This window comes from Enterobacter cloacae complex sp. IR5403 (assembly GCF_049238705.1).
Taxonomy (GTDB): Bacteria; Pseudomonadota; Gammaproteobacteria; order Enterobacterales; family Enterobacteriaceae; genus Enterobacter; species Enterobacter hormaechei_C.
The window spans coordinates 295,190-312,082 of record NZ_JBMKHP010000005.1; the positions used below are offsets into that span (position 1 = coordinate 295,190).

The 16,893-nt window shown below is 53.3% G+C and carries 13 protein-coding genes; 8 read left to right on the forward strand and 5 right to left on the reverse strand.

Features of this window, described 5'->3' with window-relative positions; translation table 11 throughout:
* The first annotated feature begins 162 nt into the window (after window positions 1-162).
* From secE to rpoC, 8 genes are all read left to right on the forward strand, one after another.
* Window positions 163-546: a preprotein translocase subunit SecE gene (gene secE, locus ACOTW6_RS10220; protein WP_003862342.1), complete on the forward strand. Its 384-nt coding sequence runs from the start codon at window positions 163-165 to the stop codon at window positions 544-546.
* Between the two features lies 1 nt (window position 547).
* Window positions 548-1,093, forward strand: coding sequence for a transcription termination/antitermination protein NusG (gene nusG, locus ACOTW6_RS10225; protein WP_003862341.1), 546 nt, complete (start codon window positions 548-550; stop codon window positions 1,091-1,093).
* A 156-nt stretch (window positions 1,094-1,249) separates the two neighbouring features.
* Window positions 1,250-1,678 carry a 50S ribosomal protein L11 gene (rplK, locus tag ACOTW6_RS10230; protein WP_003862340.1) on the forward strand — a complete coding sequence of 143 codons (429 nt, stop codon included), beginning with the start codon at window positions 1,250-1,252 and terminating at the stop codon, window positions 1,676-1,678.
* Window positions 1,679-1,681: 3 nt separating this feature from the next.
* Window positions 1,682-2,386, forward strand: coding sequence for a 50S ribosomal protein L1 (rplA, locus tag ACOTW6_RS10235; RefSeq protein WP_006810530.1), 705 nt, complete (start codon window positions 1,682-1,684; stop codon window positions 2,384-2,386).
* Between the two features lie 289 nt (window positions 2,387-2,675).
* Window positions 2,676-3,173, forward strand: a complete 498-nt coding sequence (gene rplJ, locus ACOTW6_RS10240) for a 50S ribosomal protein L10 (RefSeq protein ID WP_003862338.1) — start codon at window positions 2,676-2,678, stop codon at window positions 3,171-3,173.
* A gap of 66 nt (window positions 3,174-3,239) precedes the next feature.
* A complete protein-coding gene (gene rplL / locus ACOTW6_RS10245) occupies window positions 3,240-3,605 on the forward strand; it encodes a 50S ribosomal protein L7/L12 (protein WP_002445276.1) in 366 nt (121 codons plus the stop codon).
* A gap of 319 nt (window positions 3,606-3,924) precedes the next feature.
* Window positions 3,925-7,953, forward strand: coding sequence for a DNA-directed RNA polymerase subunit beta (rpoB, locus tag ACOTW6_RS10250; RefSeq protein WP_008503453.1), 4,029 nt, complete (start codon window positions 3,925-3,927; stop codon window positions 7,951-7,953).
* A gap of 76 nt (window positions 7,954-8,029) precedes the next feature.
* On the forward strand, window positions 8,030-12,253 hold the full coding sequence (gene rpoC, locus ACOTW6_RS10255; RefSeq protein WP_022650200.1) for a DNA-directed RNA polymerase subunit beta': 4,224 nt from the start codon (window positions 8,030-8,032) through the stop codon (window positions 12,251-12,253).
* Window positions 12,254-12,311: 58 nt separating this feature from the next.
* Here rpoC and ACOTW6_RS10260 read toward each other — a convergent pair whose 3' ends face one another.
* The 5 genes from ACOTW6_RS10260 to thiG form a co-directional block, all read right to left on the reverse strand.
* Window positions 12,312-12,629, reverse strand: coding sequence for a PTS lactose/cellobiose transporter subunit IIA (locus tag ACOTW6_RS10260; protein ID WP_003862327.1), 318 nt, complete (start codon window positions 12,627-12,629; stop codon window positions 12,312-12,314).
* Window positions 12,629-12,937, reverse strand: a complete 309-nt coding sequence (locus ACOTW6_RS10265; RefSeq protein WP_010425948.1) for a PTS sugar transporter subunit IIB — start codon at window positions 12,935-12,937, stop codon at window positions 12,629-12,631. The genes ACOTW6_RS10260 and ACOTW6_RS10265 overlap by 1 nt, the downstream gene beginning before the upstream one ends.
* A gap of 180 nt (window positions 12,938-13,117) precedes the next feature.
* Entirely contained in the window at window positions 13,118-14,659 is a 1,542-nt protein-coding gene (locus tag ACOTW6_RS10270) for a sensor domain-containing diguanylate cyclase (RefSeq protein WP_062933851.1), read from the reverse strand.
* A 339-nt stretch (window positions 14,660-14,998) separates the two neighbouring features.
* Window positions 14,999-16,126 carry a 2-iminoacetate synthase ThiH gene (gene thiH, locus ACOTW6_RS10275; RefSeq protein WP_062933850.1) on the reverse strand — a complete coding sequence of 376 codons (1,128 nt, stop codon included), beginning with the start codon at window positions 16,124-16,126 and terminating at the stop codon, window positions 14,999-15,001.
* Window positions 16,126-16,893, reverse strand: a complete 768-nt coding sequence (gene thiG, locus ACOTW6_RS10280; protein WP_023302917.1) for a thiazole synthase — start codon at window positions 16,891-16,893, stop codon at window positions 16,126-16,128. The genes thiH and thiG overlap by 1 nt, the downstream gene beginning before the upstream one ends.

Genomic DNA, 16,893 nt, shown 5'->3' on the forward strand with positions numbered 1-16,893 from the left:
TCACATCAGAACCTGGCTCATCAGTGATTAATTTTGTCATAATCATTGCTGAGACAGGCTCTGCGGAGAGCGTATAATACGAAAAGCGAATAGCATTTCGATTGGTTTGCCTCGCACTCGCGGGGTGAAAATGTTTGTAGAATACTTCTGACAGGTTGGTTTATGAGTGCGAATACCGAAGCTCAAGGGAGCGGGCGCGGCCTGGAAGCGATGAAATGGGTAGTTGTAGCCGTGCTGCTGATTGTGGCGATTGTCGGCAACTATCTTTATCGTGACATGATGCTGCCGCTACGCGCGCTTGCAGTGGTAATTCTGATTGCTGCGGCGGGTGGTGTCGCGCTGTTGACGACGAAAGGCAAAGCGACCGTTGCGTTTGCCCGCGAAGCGCGTACCGAAGTCCGCAAGGTCATTTGGCCGACTCGCCAGGAAACATTGCACACCACGCTGATTGTAGCGGCGGTAACCGCTGTAATGTCACTGATCCTGTGGGGACTGGATGGTATTCTGGTTCGCCTGGTATCCTTTATCACTGGCCTGAGGTTCTGAGATGTCTGAAGCCCCTAAAAAGCGCTGGTACGTCGTTCAGGCGTTTTCCGGTTTTGAAGGCCGCGTAGCTACGTCGCTGCGTGAGCATATCAAATTACACAATATGGAAGAGTTATTTGGCGAAGTTATGGTTCCGACCGAAGAAGTGGTTGAGATCCGTGGCGGCCAACGTCGCAAAAGCGAGCGTAAATTCTTCCCGGGTTACGTGCTGGTTCAGATGGTGATGAACGACGCGAGCTGGCACCTGGTGCGCAGCGTACCACGCGTGATGGGCTTTATCGGCGGCACATCTGACCGTCCGGCGCCAATCAGCGACAAAGAAGTTGATGCGATTATGAACCGCCTCCAGCAGGTTGGTGATAAACCGCGTCCGAAAACGCTGTTTGAACCGGGTGAGATGGTTCGTGTTAACGACGGTCCGTTTGCTGACTTCAATGGCGTCGTCGAAGAAGTGGACTACGAGAAGTCCCGCCTGAAAGTTTCCGTTTCTATCTTTGGTCGTGCGACCCCGGTAGAGCTGGACTTTGCTCAGGTAGAAAAAGCCTAAGCAGCGATCAAAAAAGCGACGATTTAATCGTTGCACAGGGCGCGAGATTGGAATACAATTTCGCGCCTTTTGTTTTTATGGGTCCCGACCCGTAAAACGAATTTTATTCACGGGGAGCCTCTCCGAGGCGTTATTACCCAATCAGAGGATTTTAGAATGGCTAAGAAAGTACAAGCCTACGTCAAGCTGCAGGTTGCAGCAGGTATGGCGAACCCAAGTCCACCAGTTGGTCCAGCTCTGGGTCAGCAGGGTGTGAACATCATGGAATTCTGTAAAGCGTTCAACGCCAAAACTGAATCCATGGAGAAAGGTCTGCCAATCCCAGTTGTAATCACTGTTTACGCTGACCGTTCTTTCACTTTCGTTACCAAAACCCCTCCAGCAGCAGTTCTGCTGAAGAAAGCAGCGGGCATCAAGTCTGGTTCCGGTAAGCCGAACAAAGACAAAGTGGGTAAAATTTCCCGCGCTCAGTTGCAGGAAATCGCGCAGACCAAAGCTGCCGACATGACTGGTTCCGACATTGAAGCGATGACTCGCTCCATCGAAGGTACTGCACGTTCCATGGGCCTGGTAGTGGAGGACTAAGAAATGGCTAAACTGACCAAGCGCATGTCCGTGATCCGTGACAAAGTTGATGCGACCAAACAGTACGACATCAACGAAGCTATCGCTCTGCTGAAAGAACTGGCAACTGCTAAGTTCGTTGAAAGCGTTGACGTTGCCGTTAACCTGGGCATCGACGCTCGTAAATCCGATCAGAACGTTCGTGGCGCAACTGTACTGCCACACGGTACTGGCCGTTCCGTACGCGTAGCTGTATTTGCTCAGGGTGCAAACGCTGAAGCTGCTAAAGCTGCCGGCGCTGAACTGGTAGGTATGGAAGATCTGGCTGATCAGATCAAGAAAGGCGAAATGAACTTTGACGTTGTTATTGCTTCTCCAGATGCAATGCGCGTTGTTGGCCAGCTGGGCCAGGTTCTGGGTCCACGCGGTCTGATGCCAAACCCGAAAGTGGGTACTGTAACTCCTAACGTTGCTGAAGCGGTTAAGAACGCTAAAGCAGGTCAGGTTCGTTACCGTAACGACAAAAACGGCATCATCCACACCACCATCGGTAAAGTGGACTTTGACGCTGACAAACTGAAAGAAAACCTGGAAGCTCTGCTGGTTGCGCTGAAAAAAGCAAAACCAACTCAGGCGAAAGGCGTGTACATCAAGAAAGTTAGCATCTCCACCACCATGGGTGCAGGTGTTGCAGTTGACCAGGCTGGCCTGAGCGCTGCTGCAAACTAATGCCTTTACGTGGGCGGTGATTTTGTCTACAATCTTACCCCCACGTTTGCTAACAAAAGTTAGCGGCTAAAAGAATTGTTCGTTGGAGCCTGGCCTATCCAGGCCTCCGTCGAAGACCGCAGGTGTTTCGCAAGAAACTTAATCCCCTGCGTAGACGGTGACAGAACGCTAAGATTATTTTAAATACTCTGGCTTGTTTCTGCTCACCGTATTAAGACGCTCTTCCCGTTGGGTCGAGTGAAGTGAGTTCCGGAACATGAGTTCCGGCAAACATCCAGGAGCAAAGCTAATGGCTTTAAATCTTCAAGACAAACAAGCGATTGTTGCTGAAGTCAGCGAAGTAGCCAAAGGCGCGCTGTCTGCAGTAGTTGCGGATTCCCGTGGCGTTACTGTAGACAAAATGACTGAACTGCGTAAAGCAGGTCGTGAAGCTGGCGTATACATGCGTGTTGTTCGTAACACCCTGCTGCGTCGCGTAGTTGAAGGTACTCAGTTCGAGTGCCTGAAAGACACGTTTGTTGGTCCGACCCTGATTGCATACTCTATGGAACACCCGGGCGCTGCTGCTCGTCTGTTCAAAGAGTTCGCGAAAGCGAATGCAAAATTTGAGGTCAAAGCTGCAGCCTTTGAAGGTGAGTTGATCCCGGCATCGCAAATCGATCGCCTGGCAACCCTGCCGACCTACGAAGAAGCAATTGCACGCCTGATGGCAACCATGAAAGAAGCTGCGGCTGGCAAACTGGTTCGCACTCTGGCTGCTGTACGCGATGCGAAAGAAGCTGCTTAATCGCAGTTATCTTTATAAAGCATTTGCTTACGTATAAACTTATTCTGATTTTCAGGAACAATTTAAATGTCTATCACTAAAGATCAAATCATTGAAGCAGTAGCAGCTATGTCCGTAATGGACGTTGTAGAGCTGGTTTCTGCAATGGAAGAAAAATTCGGTGTTTCTGCTGCTGCTGCTGTAGCTGTAGCTGCGGGCCCGGCTGAAGCTGCTGAAGAAAAAACTGAATTCGACGTAATTCTGAAAGCTGCTGGCGCGAACAAAGTTGCTGTAATCAAAGCAGTACGTGGCGCAACTGGCCTGGGTCTGAAAGAAGCTAAAGACCTGGTAGAATCTGCTCCAGCTGCGCTGAAAGAAGGCGTGAGCAAAGACGACGCAGAAGCACTGAAAAAATCTCTGGAAGAAGCTGGCGCTGAAGTTGAAGTTAAATAAGCCAACTTTTCTGGTTGCAGCCTAAGCAATTAGGCTGATGGCTGGTGACTTTTTAGTCACCAGCCTTTTTGCGCTGTAAGGCATCAGCAGCATTTCACACTGTTTGACTGCTGGTTGTCCTGACAATGCTTGTTTCTATCGACGACTTAATATACTGCGACAGGGTGCTCGCTCTGTGTAAATCGCAATGAAATGGTTTAAGCGTGATAGCAACAGGTATTGCGGAAAGTATTCAATTTTCCGGTCCACAAAATGGTGTTGCACAAACTGTCCCTTCGTCGGACAGATGGGTCGACTTGTCAGCGAGCTGAGGAACCCTATGGTTTACTCCTATACCGAGAAAAAACGTATTCGTAAGGATTTTGGTAAACGTCCACAAGTTCTGGACATTCCATATCTCCTTTCTATCCAGCTTGACTCGTTCCAGAAGTTTATCGAGCAAGATCCTGAAGGGCAGTACGGCCTGGAAGCAGCCTTCCGTTCCGTGTTCCCGATTCAGAGCTACAGCGGTAATTCCGAGCTGCAGTACGTCAGCTACCGCCTTGGCGAACCGGTGTTTGACGTTCAGGAATGTCAGATCCGTGGCGTGACCTATTCCGCACCGCTGCGCGTAAAACTGCGTCTGGTGATCTACGAGCGCGAAGCGCCGGAAGGCACCGTAAAAGACATTAAAGAACAAGAAGTCTACATGGGTGAAATTCCACTCATGACGGACAACGGTACTTTCGTTATCAACGGTACTGAGCGTGTTATCGTTTCCCAGCTGCACCGTAGCCCGGGCGTCTTCTTCGACAGCGATAAAGGTAAAACGCACTCTTCCGGTAAAGTACTGTATAACGCACGCATCATTCCTTACCGTGGTTCATGGCTGGACTTCGAATTCGATCCAAAAGACAACCTGTTTGTCCGTATCGACCGTCGTCGTAAGCTGCCTGCAACCATCATTCTGCGTGCACTGAACTATACCACTGAGCAGATCCTGGACCTGTTCTTTGAGAAAGTGATCTTTGAAATCCGCGACAACAAGTTGCAGATGGAGTTGGTGCCGGAACGTCTGCGTGGTGAGACCGCGTCGTTCGACATCGAAGCCGACGGCAAAGTATATGTGGAAAAAGGTCGCCGTATCACCGCGCGCCACATCCGCCAGCTGGAAAAAGATGATATCAAACACATCGAAGTTCCGGTTGAATACATTGCAGGAAAAGTAGCCGCGAAAGATTACGTTGATGAATCAACTGGCGAGCTGATCTGCCCGGCGAACATGGAGCTGAGCCTGGATCTGCTGGCTAAGCTGAGTCAGGCTGGCCACAAACGTATCGAAACGCTGTTCACCAACGATCTCGACCACGGTCCGTACATCTCTGAGACTGTACGCGTCGACCCAACCAACGATCGTCTGAGCGCGCTGGTCGAAATCTACCGCATGATGCGTCCTGGTGAGCCACCAACTCGCGAAGCGGCTGAAAGCCTGTTCGAGAACCTGTTCTTCTCCGAAGACCGCTACGATCTGTCCGCGGTTGGTCGTATGAAGTTCAACCGTTCTCTGCTGCGCGACGAAATCGAAGGTTCCGGTATCCTGAGCAAAGACGACATCATTGAAGTGATGAAGAAGCTCATCGATATCCGTAACGGTAAAGGCGAAGTGGACGATATCGACCACCTCGGCAACCGTCGTATCCGTTCCGTAGGCGAAATGGCGGAAAACCAGTTCCGCGTTGGCCTGGTACGTGTAGAACGTGCGGTGAAAGAGCGTCTGTCTCTGGGCGATCTGGATACCCTGATGCCTCAGGATATGATCAACGCCAAGCCGATTTCTGCGGCAGTGAAAGAGTTCTTCGGTTCCAGCCAGCTGTCTCAGTTCATGGACCAGAACAACCCGCTGTCTGAGATCACGCATAAACGTCGTATCTCCGCACTCGGTCCAGGCGGTCTGACCCGTGAACGCGCAGGCTTTGAAGTTCGAGACGTACACCCGACTCACTACGGTCGCGTATGTCCAATCGAAACGCCTGAAGGTCCAAACATCGGTCTGATCAACTCCCTGTCCGTGTACGCACAGACGAACGAATACGGTTTCCTTGAGACCCCGTATCGTAAAGTGACCGACGGTGTTGTTACTGACGAAATTCACTACCTGTCTGCTATCGAAGAAGGCAACTACGTTATCGCTCAGGCGAACTCCAACCTGGATGACGAAGGCCACTTTGTAGAAGATCTGGTTACCTGCCGTAGCAAAGGCGAATCCAGCTTGTTCAGCCGCGACCAGGTTGACTACATGGACGTATCCACTCAGCAGGTGGTATCCGTCGGTGCGTCCCTGATCCCGTTCCTGGAACACGATGACGCCAACCGTGCATTGATGGGTGCGAACATGCAACGTCAGGCCGTTCCAACTCTGCGTGCTGATAAGCCGCTGGTTGGTACCGGTATGGAACGTGCTGTTGCCGTTGACTCTGGTGTTACAGCAGTTGCTAAGCGTGGCGGTACCGTTCAGTACGTTGACGCATCCCGTATCGTTATCAAAGTTAACGAAGACGAGATGTATCCGGGCGAAGCGGGTATCGACATCTACAACCTGACCAAATACACCCGTTCTAACCAGAACACCTGTATTAACCAGATGCCATGTGTGTCTCTGGGTGAGCCAGTTGAGCGCGGCGACGTGCTGGCAGACGGTCCGTCCACCGACCTCGGTGAACTGGCGCTCGGTCAGAACATGCGCGTAGCGTTCATGCCGTGGAACGGTTACAACTTCGAAGACTCCATCCTCGTCTCCGAGCGTGTGGTTCAGGAAGATCGTTTCACCACCATCCACATTCAGGAGCTGGCCTGTGTGTCCCGTGACACCAAGCTGGGGCCAGAAGAGATCACTGCCGACATCCCTAACGTGGGTGAAGCTGCGCTCTCTAAACTGGATGAATCCGGTATTGTTTACATCGGCGCGGAAGTGACCGGCGGCGACATTCTGGTTGGTAAGGTCACGCCGAAAGGCGAAACCCAGCTGACGCCAGAAGAGAAACTGCTGCGTGCTATCTTCGGTGAGAAAGCGTCTGACGTTAAAGACTCTTCTCTGCGCGTACCAAACGGTGTTTCCGGTACGGTTATCGACGTTCAGGTCTTCACCCGTGACGGCGTTGAGAAAGATAAGCGTGCGCTGGAAATCGAAGAGATGCAGCTCAAACAGGCTAAGAAAGACCTGTCTGAAGAACTGCAAATCCTCGAAGCAGGTCTGTTCAGCCGTATCTATGCGGTGCTGGTTGCCGGTGGCGTTGAAGCTGAGAAGCTCGACAAACTGCCACGCGATCGCTGGCTGGAACTGGGCCTGACCGACGAAGAGAAACAGAATCAGCTGGAACAGCTGGCTGAGCAGTATGACGAACTGAAACACGAGTTCGAGAAAAAACTCGAAGCGAAACGCCGCAAAATCACTCAGGGCGACGATCTGGCACCAGGCGTGCTGAAGATTGTTAAGGTGTATCTGGCTGTTAAACGTCAGATCCAGCCTGGTGATAAGATGGCAGGTCGTCACGGTAACAAGGGTGTTATCTCTAAGATCAACCCGATCGAAGATATGCCGCACGATGCTAACGGTACGCCGGTAGATATCGTACTGAACCCACTGGGCGTACCGTCTCGTATGAACATCGGTCAGATTCTGGAAACCCACCTGGGTATGGCTGCGAAAGGTATCGGCGATAAGATCAACGCCATGCTGAAACAGCAGCAGGAAGTCGCGAAACTGCGCGAGTTCATCCAGCGTGCCTACGATCTGGGTACCGACGTTCGTCAGAAAGTCGACCTGAACACCTTCAGCGATGAAGAAGTGCTGCGTCTGGCAGAGAACCTGCGCAAAGGTATGCCAATTGCAACGCCGGTATTCGACGGTGCAAAAGAAGCTGAAATTAAAGAGCTGCTGCAACTGGGTGGTCTGCCAACGTCTGGTCAGATTACGCTGTTTGACGGCCGTACCGGTGAACAGTTCGAGCGTCCGGTAACCGTAGGTTACATGTACATGCTGAAACTGAACCACCTGGTCGACGACAAGATGCACGCTCGTTCTACCGGTTCTTACAGCCTGGTTACTCAGCAGCCGCTGGGTGGTAAGGCTCAGTTCGGTGGTCAGCGCTTCGGGGAGATGGAAGTGTGGGCGCTGGAAGCATACGGCGCAGCATACACCTTGCAGGAAATGCTCACCGTTAAGTCTGATGACGTGAATGGTCGTACTAAGATGTATAAGAACATCGTAGACGGCAACCATCAGATGGAACCGGGCATGCCAGAATCCTTCAACGTACTGTTGAAAGAGATTCGTTCGCTGGGTATCAACATCGAACTGGAAGACGAGTAATTCTCGCTCAAACAGGTCACTGTTGTCGGGTTAACGCCCGACAGCAGAGTGTGCTAACTCCGACGGGAGCAAATCCGTGAAAGACTTATTAAAGTTTCTGAAAGCGCAAACTAAAACCGAAGAGTTTGATGCGATCAAAATTGCTCTGGCTTCGCCAGACATGATCCGTTCATGGTCTTTCGGTGAAGTTAAAAAGCCGGAAACCATTAACTACCGTACGTTCAAACCTGAGCGTGACGGCCTTTTCTGTGCGCGTATTTTCGGGCCAGTAAAAGATTACGAGTGCCTGTGCGGTAAGTACAAGCGCCTGAAACACCGTGGTGTGATCTGTGAGAAGTGCGGCGTTGAAGTGACCCAGACCAAAGTACGCCGTGAGCGTATGGGCCACATCGAGCTGGCGTCTCCGACCGCTCACATCTGGTTCCTGAAATCTCTGCCGTCCCGTATCGGCCTGCTGCTGGATATGCCGCTGCGCGATATCGAACGTGTTCTGTACTTCGAATCTTATGTGGTTATCGAAGGCGGGATGACCAATCTGGAACGTAACCAGATCCTGACCGAAGAACAGTATCTGGACGCGCTGGAAGAGTTCGGTGACGAATTCGACGCGAAGATGGGTGCGGAAGCTATCCAGGCACTGCTGAAGAGCATGGATCTGGAGCAAGAGTGTGAAACTCTGCGCGAAGAGCTGAACGAAACCAACTCCGAAACCAAGCGTAAAAAGCTGACCAAGCGTATAAAACTGCTGGAAGCGTTCGTTCAGTCTGGTAACAAACCAGAGTGGATGATCCTGACCGTTCTGCCGGTTCTGCCGCCAGATCTGCGTCCGCTGGTTCCGCTGGATGGCGGTCGTTTCGCAACGTCGGATCTGAACGATCTGTACCGTCGCGTGATCAACCGTAACAACCGTCTGAAACGTCTGCTGGATCTGGCTGCGCCGGACATCATCGTACGCAACGAAAAACGTATGCTTCAGGAAGCAGTCGATGCCCTGTTGGATAACGGTCGTCGTGGTCGTGCGATCACCGGTTCTAACAAACGTCCTCTGAAATCTTTGGCCGACATGATCAAAGGTAAGCAGGGTCGTTTCCGTCAGAACCTGCTCGGTAAGCGTGTTGACTACTCCGGTCGTTCTGTAATCACCGTAGGTCCATACCTGCGTCTGCATCAGTGCGGTCTGCCGAAGAAAATGGCACTGGAGCTGTTCAAACCGTTCATCTACGGCAAGCTGGAGCTGCGTGGCCTCGCCACCACCATCAAAGCCGCGAAGAAAATGGTTGAGCGTGAAGAAGCTGTCGTTTGGGATATCCTGGACGAAGTGATCCGCGAACACCCGGTACTGCTGAACCGTGCACCAACCCTGCACCGTCTGGGTATCCAGGCATTTGAGCCGGTACTGATCGAAGGTAAAGCGATCCAGCTGCACCCGCTGGTTTGTGCGGCCTATAACGCCGACTTCGATGGTGACCAGATGGCTGTTCACGTACCGCTGACGCTGGAAGCCCAGCTCGAAGCGCGTGCGCTGATGATGTCTACCAACAACATCCTGTCTCCAGCGAACGGTGAACCTATCATCGTTCCTTCTCAGGACGTTGTATTGGGTCTGTACTACATGACCCGTGACTGTGTTAACGCCAAAGGCGAAGGCATGGTGCTGACTGGCCCGAAAGAAGCTGAGCGTATTTATCGCGCTGGCCTGGCCTCTCTGCATGCGCGCGTTAAAGTGCGTATCACCGAATACGAAAAAGATGAAAACGGCGAATTCGTTGCGCACACCAGCCTGAAAGACACGACCGTTGGCCGTGCCATTCTGTGGATGATCGTACCGAAAGGTCTGCCTTTCTCCATCGTCAACCAGGCGCTGGGCAAGAAAGCGATCTCCAAAATGCTGAACACCTGTTACCGCATTCTGGGTCTGAAGCCGACCGTTATCTTCGCTGACCAGACAATGTACACCGGCTTTGCTTATGCAGCGCGTTCAGGTGCATCTGTTGGTATCGATGACATGGTCATCCCAGAGAAGAAACACGAGATCATCTCTGAAGCGGAAGCTGAAGTTGCTGAGATCCAGGAGCAGTTCCAGTCTGGTCTGGTAACCGCAGGCGAACGTTACAACAAAGTTATCGATATCTGGGCTGCGGCGAACGATCGTGTATCTAAAGCGATGATGGATAACCTGCAAACCGAAACCGTGATTAACCGTGACGGCGTAGAAGAGCAGCAGGTCTCCTTCAACAGCATCTACATGATGGCCGACTCCGGTGCGCGTGGTTCTGCGGCACAGATTCGTCAGCTGGCAGGTATGCGTGGTCTGATGGCGAAGCCAGATGGCTCCATCATCGAAACGCCAATCACCGCGAACTTCCGTGAAGGTCTGAACGTACTCCAGTACTTCATCTCCACGCACGGTGCGCGTAAAGGTCTGGCGGATACCGCACTGAAAACGGCGAACTCCGGTTATCTGACGCGTCGTCTGGTTGACGTTGCGCAGGATCTGGTCGTCACCGAAGACGATTGTGGCACCCTCGAAGGTATCACCATGACCCCGGTTATCGAGGGTGGTGATGTTAAAGAGCCGCTGCGCGATCGCGTACTGGGTCGTGTGACCGCGGAAGACATTCTGAAGCCGGGCACCGCAGACATTCTGGTTCCACGCAACACCCTGCTGCACGAACAGTGGTGTGACCTGCTGGAAGCGAACTCTGTTGACTCCGTGAAAGTGCGTTCCGTTGTATCCTGTGACACCGACTTTGGTGTGTGTGCGCACTGCTACGGTCGTGACCTGGCGCGTGGCCACATCATCAACAAAGGTGAGGCTATCGGCGTTATCGCGGCACAGTCCATCGGTGAGCCGGGTACACAGCTGACGATGCGTACGTTCCACATCGGTGGTGCGGCATCTCGTGCGGCTGCTGAATCCAGCATCCAGGTGAAAAACAAAGGTAGCATCAAGCTCAGCAACGCGAAGTCGGTTGTGAACTCCAGCGGTAAACTGGTTATCACTTCCCGTAACACCGAGCTGAAGCTGATCGACGAATTCGGTCGTACCAAAGAGAGCTATAAAGTGCCTTACGGTGCGGTTATGGCGAAAGGTGATGGCGAGCAGGTTGCCGGCGGTGAAACCGTTGCAAACTGGGATCCACACACCATGCCGGTTATCACCGAAGTAAGTGGTTTCATCCGCTTCACTGACATGATCGACGGCCAGACCATTACTCGTCAGACCGACGAGCTGACCGGTCTGTCTTCTCTGGTGGTTCTGGATTCTGCTGAACGTACTACCGGCGGTAAAGATCTGCGTCCTGCACTGAAAATCGTTGATGCTCAGGGTAACGACGTTCTGATCCCGGGTACCGATATGCCTGCGCAGTACTTCCTGCCGGGTAAAGCGATTGTACAGCTGGAAGATGGCGTACAGATCAGCTCTGGTGACACCCTGGCGCGTATTCCTCAGGAATCCGGCGGTACCAAGGACATCACCGGTGGTCTGCCACGCGTTGCGGACCTGTTCGAAGCACGTCGTCCGAAAGAGCCTGCGATTCTGGCTGAAATCAGCGGTATCATCTCCTTCGGTAAAGAGACCAAAGGTAAGCGCCGTCTGGTTATCACGCCAGTAGATGGCAGCGAGCCGTACGAAGAGATGATTCCTAAGTGGCGTCAGCTCAACGTGTTCGAAGGTGAACGCGTAGAACGTGGTGACGTGGTTTCCGATGGTCCAGAAGCGCCGCACGACATCCTGCGTCTGCGTGGTGTGCATGCTGTTACCCGTTACATTGTTAACGAAGTACAGGACGTATACCGTCTGCAAGGCGTTAAGATTAACGATAAACACATTGAAGTTATCGTTCGTCAGATGCTGCGTAAAGCAACCATCGAAAACGCGGGCAGCTCCGACTTCCTGGAAGGCGAGCAGGTTGAATACTCACGCGTTAAGATCGCTAACCGCGATCTGGAAGCGAACGGCAAAATCGGTGCGACCTTCTCGCGCGATCTGCTGGGTATCACCAAAGCGTCTCTGGCAACCGAGTCCTTCATCTCTGCTGCATCGTTCCAGGAAACCACGCGTGTCCTGACCGAAGCGGCTGTTGCAGGTAAACGTGATGAACTGCGTGGTCTGAAAGAGAACGTTATCGTGGGTCGTCTGATCCCGGCCGGTACCGGTTATGCGTACCACCAGGATCGTATGCGTCGTCGCGCAGCGGGCGAACTGCCAGCTGCACCGCAGGTGACTGCCGAAGATGCATCCGCGAGCCTTGCAGAACTGCTGAACGCAGGTCTGGGCGGTTCCGACAACGAGTAATCGTTGATGCCGTAAATAAAAAACCCGCCTCGGCGGGTTTTTTTACGTCTGCGTGTATTCAATTCACTAACGGGATGCGTCGATAAAGCTCAATCATATCGCCCGCCAGATCCTGAATAACCATCGCGTTCATCAGGTGGTCCTGAGAGTGAACGGTGATCAGGTTAACCGGCAGTTTTCCTGTCCCTTCGTCAAGACCGATAAGCTGCGTCTGGATCGTATGCGCATGTTTCACATATTCACGCGACTCTTCCATCGCTTTCTCGGCTTCGTCAAAGTCGCCTTTTCGCGCCATCTGTAACGCCGTCAGGGCCGCGCTGCGCGCTGCGCCTGCGTTAACCAGCAGTTCCATAATCGTTGTTTCTAAGTCTTCCATTATGACTCCAGAAGTTTGAGCGCTTTTTCCAGTACGGCATCACCTTTCATCATGCCGTAATCCATCATGTCGATGACCGCGACCTTTTTTCCGAGCGGATCGGCCTGCGCCTGGAGTTTTGCCTGTTCGTATTTAACCTGTGGCCCCAGTAATACGATATCAGCCGTCGCGATGTTATCTTTAAACTCCGCGACCGGAACGGCTTTAATGGTTACTTCGACTCCTTTTTTCTGCGCGGCATCTTTCATACGTTGAACCAGCATGCTGGTTGACATTCCCGCTGCACAGCATAAAACGATGTTCTTCATAGTCAGCCTCGATCTACATGTGTTTATTGATAATTATCCCGTGCAGACCGCTTCAACAACCGCTTTACCGCGATTGTGTGTCAGGCATCACAAAGAAATCGGCATTTTTCTGAAACCGGTTACAATTTTACAGCGGAGAGCATTCTGCCCGTCAGATCGGGCAGAATTTGAGGAAGGGTATTATCGGCTGGCCGTGCTTACGATGCGGTTTTTACCCTGTTGTTTAGCGGTATACAACGCTTCATCTACGCTACCGATAAACTGCTCCAGCGGTTCGAAGTGCCACTCCCCCATCCCGGCGCTGAAGGTCACTCGCAGGTTCTCTTCCCGCCAGGTCCTCTTCTCAACGGCGGTGCGCCAGGCTTCCAGTAGCGCGTGCGCGGAGTTCATCAGCTCGGCCGGGAATATCACGCCGAACTCTTCTCCACCGTAGCGGTAAACGGAAACGTGGTGTGGCTGCATGATCTGAATACCTTCGCGTGCCACGTTGCGCAGCACAATATCCCCGCTCAGGTGGCCCCAGGTATCGTTAATGGACTTGAAGTTATCGATGTCGATCAGCGCCAGAACGAAGGGTTGATGGGCAGTCAGCAACTCATCCACATTGTTGTCGAACGCACGGCGGTTTTTGCAGCCTGTCAGCGCATCATGGGTGGCCTGACGGACATAGGCCAGCTCGCGTTCTTTATTGGTTCGAATGGTATGGCTGAGCATCGCTTCAAGGCGTGGCGCCTGGTTGACGTCGCCGGTTTTGATGGCGTTGATAATGTTCATCAGCACAGAACGCGAGGCATGACGAAGGTAAAGCCCGAACAGAATGATGATGATTGCCGCCAGTGCAAATCCCCAGCCGACGACGGTGGTTTCATGCCGGGTGATGACGGTCAGCGTGGCATCGGAGACCCGATAAATCACAAACCAGTCCGGATTGGTGAAAGAGTAGTAGTAATACCAGGTTTTACTTTTGGGGTCGAAAAGATGGCCTTCGCCGCTGGTCATTTTGTCCATCAGCGCTTCGCTTACGTACTGCTTAAAGAGCGCCCCCGTGTCCGGATGCAGCACAACGGCGCCGTCACGCTCCACCACAAAAAACTCACCCTGAACCGGCGCCACCATCTGGCGCAGGGTATATCCCATGGACGTTAAATCAAGATGGAAAGCGAGCGTGCCCTTCAGACGGCCTTCCGGTGAGATGACCGGCTTATAGAGGGTGACCGTAGGATGTTGGGTGAAATAGTCCAGATAGGGGCGGGTGTAGTGAGGAAAGTTGCTGGCTTCCGCTTGCCCGACAAACCATGGGCGGGTTCGGGCGTCGAACGATTTACTCTTCTCCGTTAGCAGCACTTCCGGCGCGCGCAGATGGCGCCCTTCTGTGTCCGCCAGAGAGATAGACGACACCGTCGGCATCAGGTTCTGCAAATGCATCAACATCTGTAAACCGTGTGTCGGGTCGATATTAATTGTCTGATTCACTCTGTCATTACGGGCGAAGTACATCGCGGCGCGACCAAGTATATAGTCATTTTCTCGCAGGATGGATTCGGTATAGTTCACCGCCAGATTATGGGTGAAGTTACCATTAATCTTATGATAATCCTCAAGAAAATCCTTTCTCTGTGAAAGAATGACCAGGATGGCGATCAGCGCGAAACTGAACAGGATCCCCGCGAAGCTGACCATAATTGGCCGGGTAAAAGAGAGCTTTTTACTGTGGAGTGCCATGAGTTGTACATCAATCCAGATGGTAGACGCGTTGCGTCTGTCGATACCCTCAGCATAGTCGCTGTCCGGTTGCTGGTAGTAAATTATACAGAAGGCGATTACCGACGAGATGATTTATCTTAAGCGTAGATAAGAAACGACGTATTTATTGTATCAATTGAAATGTTGTTTAAGAGGCGGAGGGCAGGGCGAAACGAGGAAGAAGCATTTTCACCCTGGTCAGCGTCCGTTGCTGACGTGGTAAAGCATAAAAAAACCGGGCAGATCGCCTCAATCGCCCGGTGTTGATCTTACGAGCCGCCTCGTAACCTTTTCGCATTTTTGCAGACAGTTTCAGCGCTAATGCGAGGCTCTTCCCAGCCAGCTATCCCAGTCTTTCCACACCGGCTGGAGCCCCTGTGCAGTCAGGGCTTCCGCCACCGCTTCGGGTCGTCGTCCGTCGTGCGGTGCAAACTGTTCCAGTTCCGGGTGATCGTCCGCGTAACCGCCCGGCTGCGTTTTGGAAAAGGCGCTGACGTTGTTGATCGCCAGCGGGATTGCGCGGTCGCGAAACGCGGGGGATTCACGGGTGGAGAGCGACAATTCCACTTCCGGCGCGAACAGACGAAAGGCGCACAGGGTTTGCACCAGCTGGCGTTCATCCATTAGCGAGGCGGGTTCAACGCCTCCCGTACAGGGACGCAGCCGCGGGAAAGAGATGGAATAGCGGCTTTGCCAGTAGTGCTGCTGTAGCCACAGCAGATGCTCCGCCACCATATAGCAGTCCACCCGCCAGCTGTCGGACAGACCGATAAGCGCGCCCAGCCCAATTTTATCGATACCGGCACGCCCCAGTCTGTCCGGCGTTTCCAGCCGGAAGATGAAATCCTGCTTCTTCCCTTTCAGGTGATGCCGGGCATAGGTCGCCTCATGGTAGGTTTCCTGATAAACCATTACGCCGTCCAGCCCGAGGGTTTTCAGCTCCGCATATTCCTCCTGCGACAGAGGCTGCACTTCCATCTGCAACGAGGCAAATTCGCGGCGGATGGCCGGAAGATGCTGGCGAAAATAGTCCATCCCCACTTTGCCCTGATGTTCACCCGTCACCAGCAGGAGATGTTCAAAACCCATCTCACGAATAGCCGCACACTCGCGGGCGATCTCATGCTCATCCAGCGTTTTACGCTTAATACGGTTGCTCATGGAGAAGCCACAGTAGGTGCAGTCGTTGGCGCACAGGTTAGAAAGATAGAGCGGCACGTAAAAGCTCACCGTGTTGCCAAAGCGCTGGCGGGTGAGGCGTTGCGCGCGCTGCGCCATCGGTTCAAGGTACGCGCTGGCTGCCGGAGAAAGCAGGGCCATCAAATCCTCGCGCGTCAAATGCCGGGCTGTTAACGCCCGCTCTACGTCCGCAGAGGTTTTACTGTTGATGCGTAAGGCAATATCGTCCCAGTTAAGCTGACGCCAGCGATCGGTAAAGGTAGCCATCAGAGCGCCTCCAGAAAATCGGTCAGCGGGCTGGTGGCCTGCGCCTGAACGCTGCGCGAGCCGGGGCCGGACTGACGAGCCAGCAGACCGGACTCCACGGCAAGGCGGAACGCACGCGCCATCATCACCGGGTCGTCGGCCACCGCAATCGCGGTATTGACCAGCACCGCATCGGCCCCCATCTCCAGCGCCTGCGCGGCGTGACTGGGTACGCCGATGCCCGCATCCACCACCACCGGCACGGTCGCCTGCTCGATGATGATCTCCAGCATCGCACGGGTTTCGAGCCCCTGATTAGAGCCAATGGGCGCCCCCAGCGGCATCACGGCCGCGCAGCCGACCTCTTCCAGACGCTTGCACAGCACAGGATCGGCACCACAGTAGGGCAGAACGGTAAATCCCTGCTGCACCAGCTTCTCTGCCGCTTTCAGGGTTTCGATCGGATCGGGCAACAGCCAGCGGGCGTCCGGATGAATTTCCAGCTTCAGCCAGCGGGTGCCGAGCGCTTCCCGCGCCAGTTGCGCAGCGAAAATTGCTTCCTCGGCCGTTTTCGCACCGGAGGTATTCGGTAAGAGCGTCACGCCTGCCTCCAGTAACGGCGCAAGTATGGCATCGTTGTGCTGACGCAAATCCACGCGCTTCATCGCCAGCGTCACCAGCTGGCTGCCGCTTTCACGAATGGCATCCACCATCAGCTGCGGGGAGGCGAATTTTCCGGTTCCGGTAAACAGATGTGAATCAAAGACTTTGTCGGCAATACGTAACAT

Bases quoted from the DNA above. Each gene is read 5' to 3' on its own strand.
- rplK (WP_003862340.1), top strand. From the start codon at position 1,250: ATGGCTAAGAAAGTACAAGCCTACGTCAAGCTGCAGGTTGCAGCAGGT.
- rplL (WP_002445276.1), top strand. From the start codon at position 3,240: ATGTCTATCACTAAAGATCAAATCATTGAAGCAGTAGCAGCTATGTCC.
- rpoB (WP_008503453.1), top strand. From the start codon at position 3,925: ATGGTTTACTCCTATACCGAGAAAAAACGTATTCGTAAGGATTTTGGT.
- secE (WP_003862342.1), top strand. From the start codon at position 163: ATGAGTGCGAATACCGAAGCTCAAGGGAGCGGGCGCGGCCTGGAAGCG.
- ACOTW6_RS10265 (WP_010425948.1), bottom strand. From the start codon at position 12,937: ATGAAGAACATCGTTTTATGCTGTGCAGCGGGAATGTCAACCAGCATG.
- thiG (WP_023302917.1), bottom strand. From the start codon at position 16,893: ATGTTACGTATTGCCGACAAAGTCTTTGATTCACATCTGTTTACCGGA.
- rplA (WP_006810530.1), top strand. From the start codon at position 1,682: ATGGCTAAACTGACCAAGCGCATGTCCGTGATCCGTGACAAAGTTGAT.
- ACOTW6_RS10260 (WP_003862327.1), bottom strand. From the start codon at position 12,629: ATGGAAGACTTAGAAACAACGATTATGGAACTGCTGGTTAACGCAGGC.
- rplJ (WP_003862338.1), top strand. From the start codon at position 2,676: ATGGCTTTAAATCTTCAAGACAAACAAGCGATTGTTGCTGAAGTCAGC.
- thiH (WP_062933850.1), bottom strand. From the start codon at position 16,126: ATGGCTACCTTTACCGATCGCTGGCGTCAGCTTAACTGGGACGATATT.
- ACOTW6_RS10270 (WP_062933851.1), bottom strand. From the start codon at position 14,659: ATGGCACTCCACAGTAAAAAGCTCTCTTTTACCCGGCCAATTATGGTC.
- nusG (WP_003862341.1), top strand. From the start codon at position 548: ATGTCTGAAGCCCCTAAAAAGCGCTGGTACGTCGTTCAGGCGTTTTCC.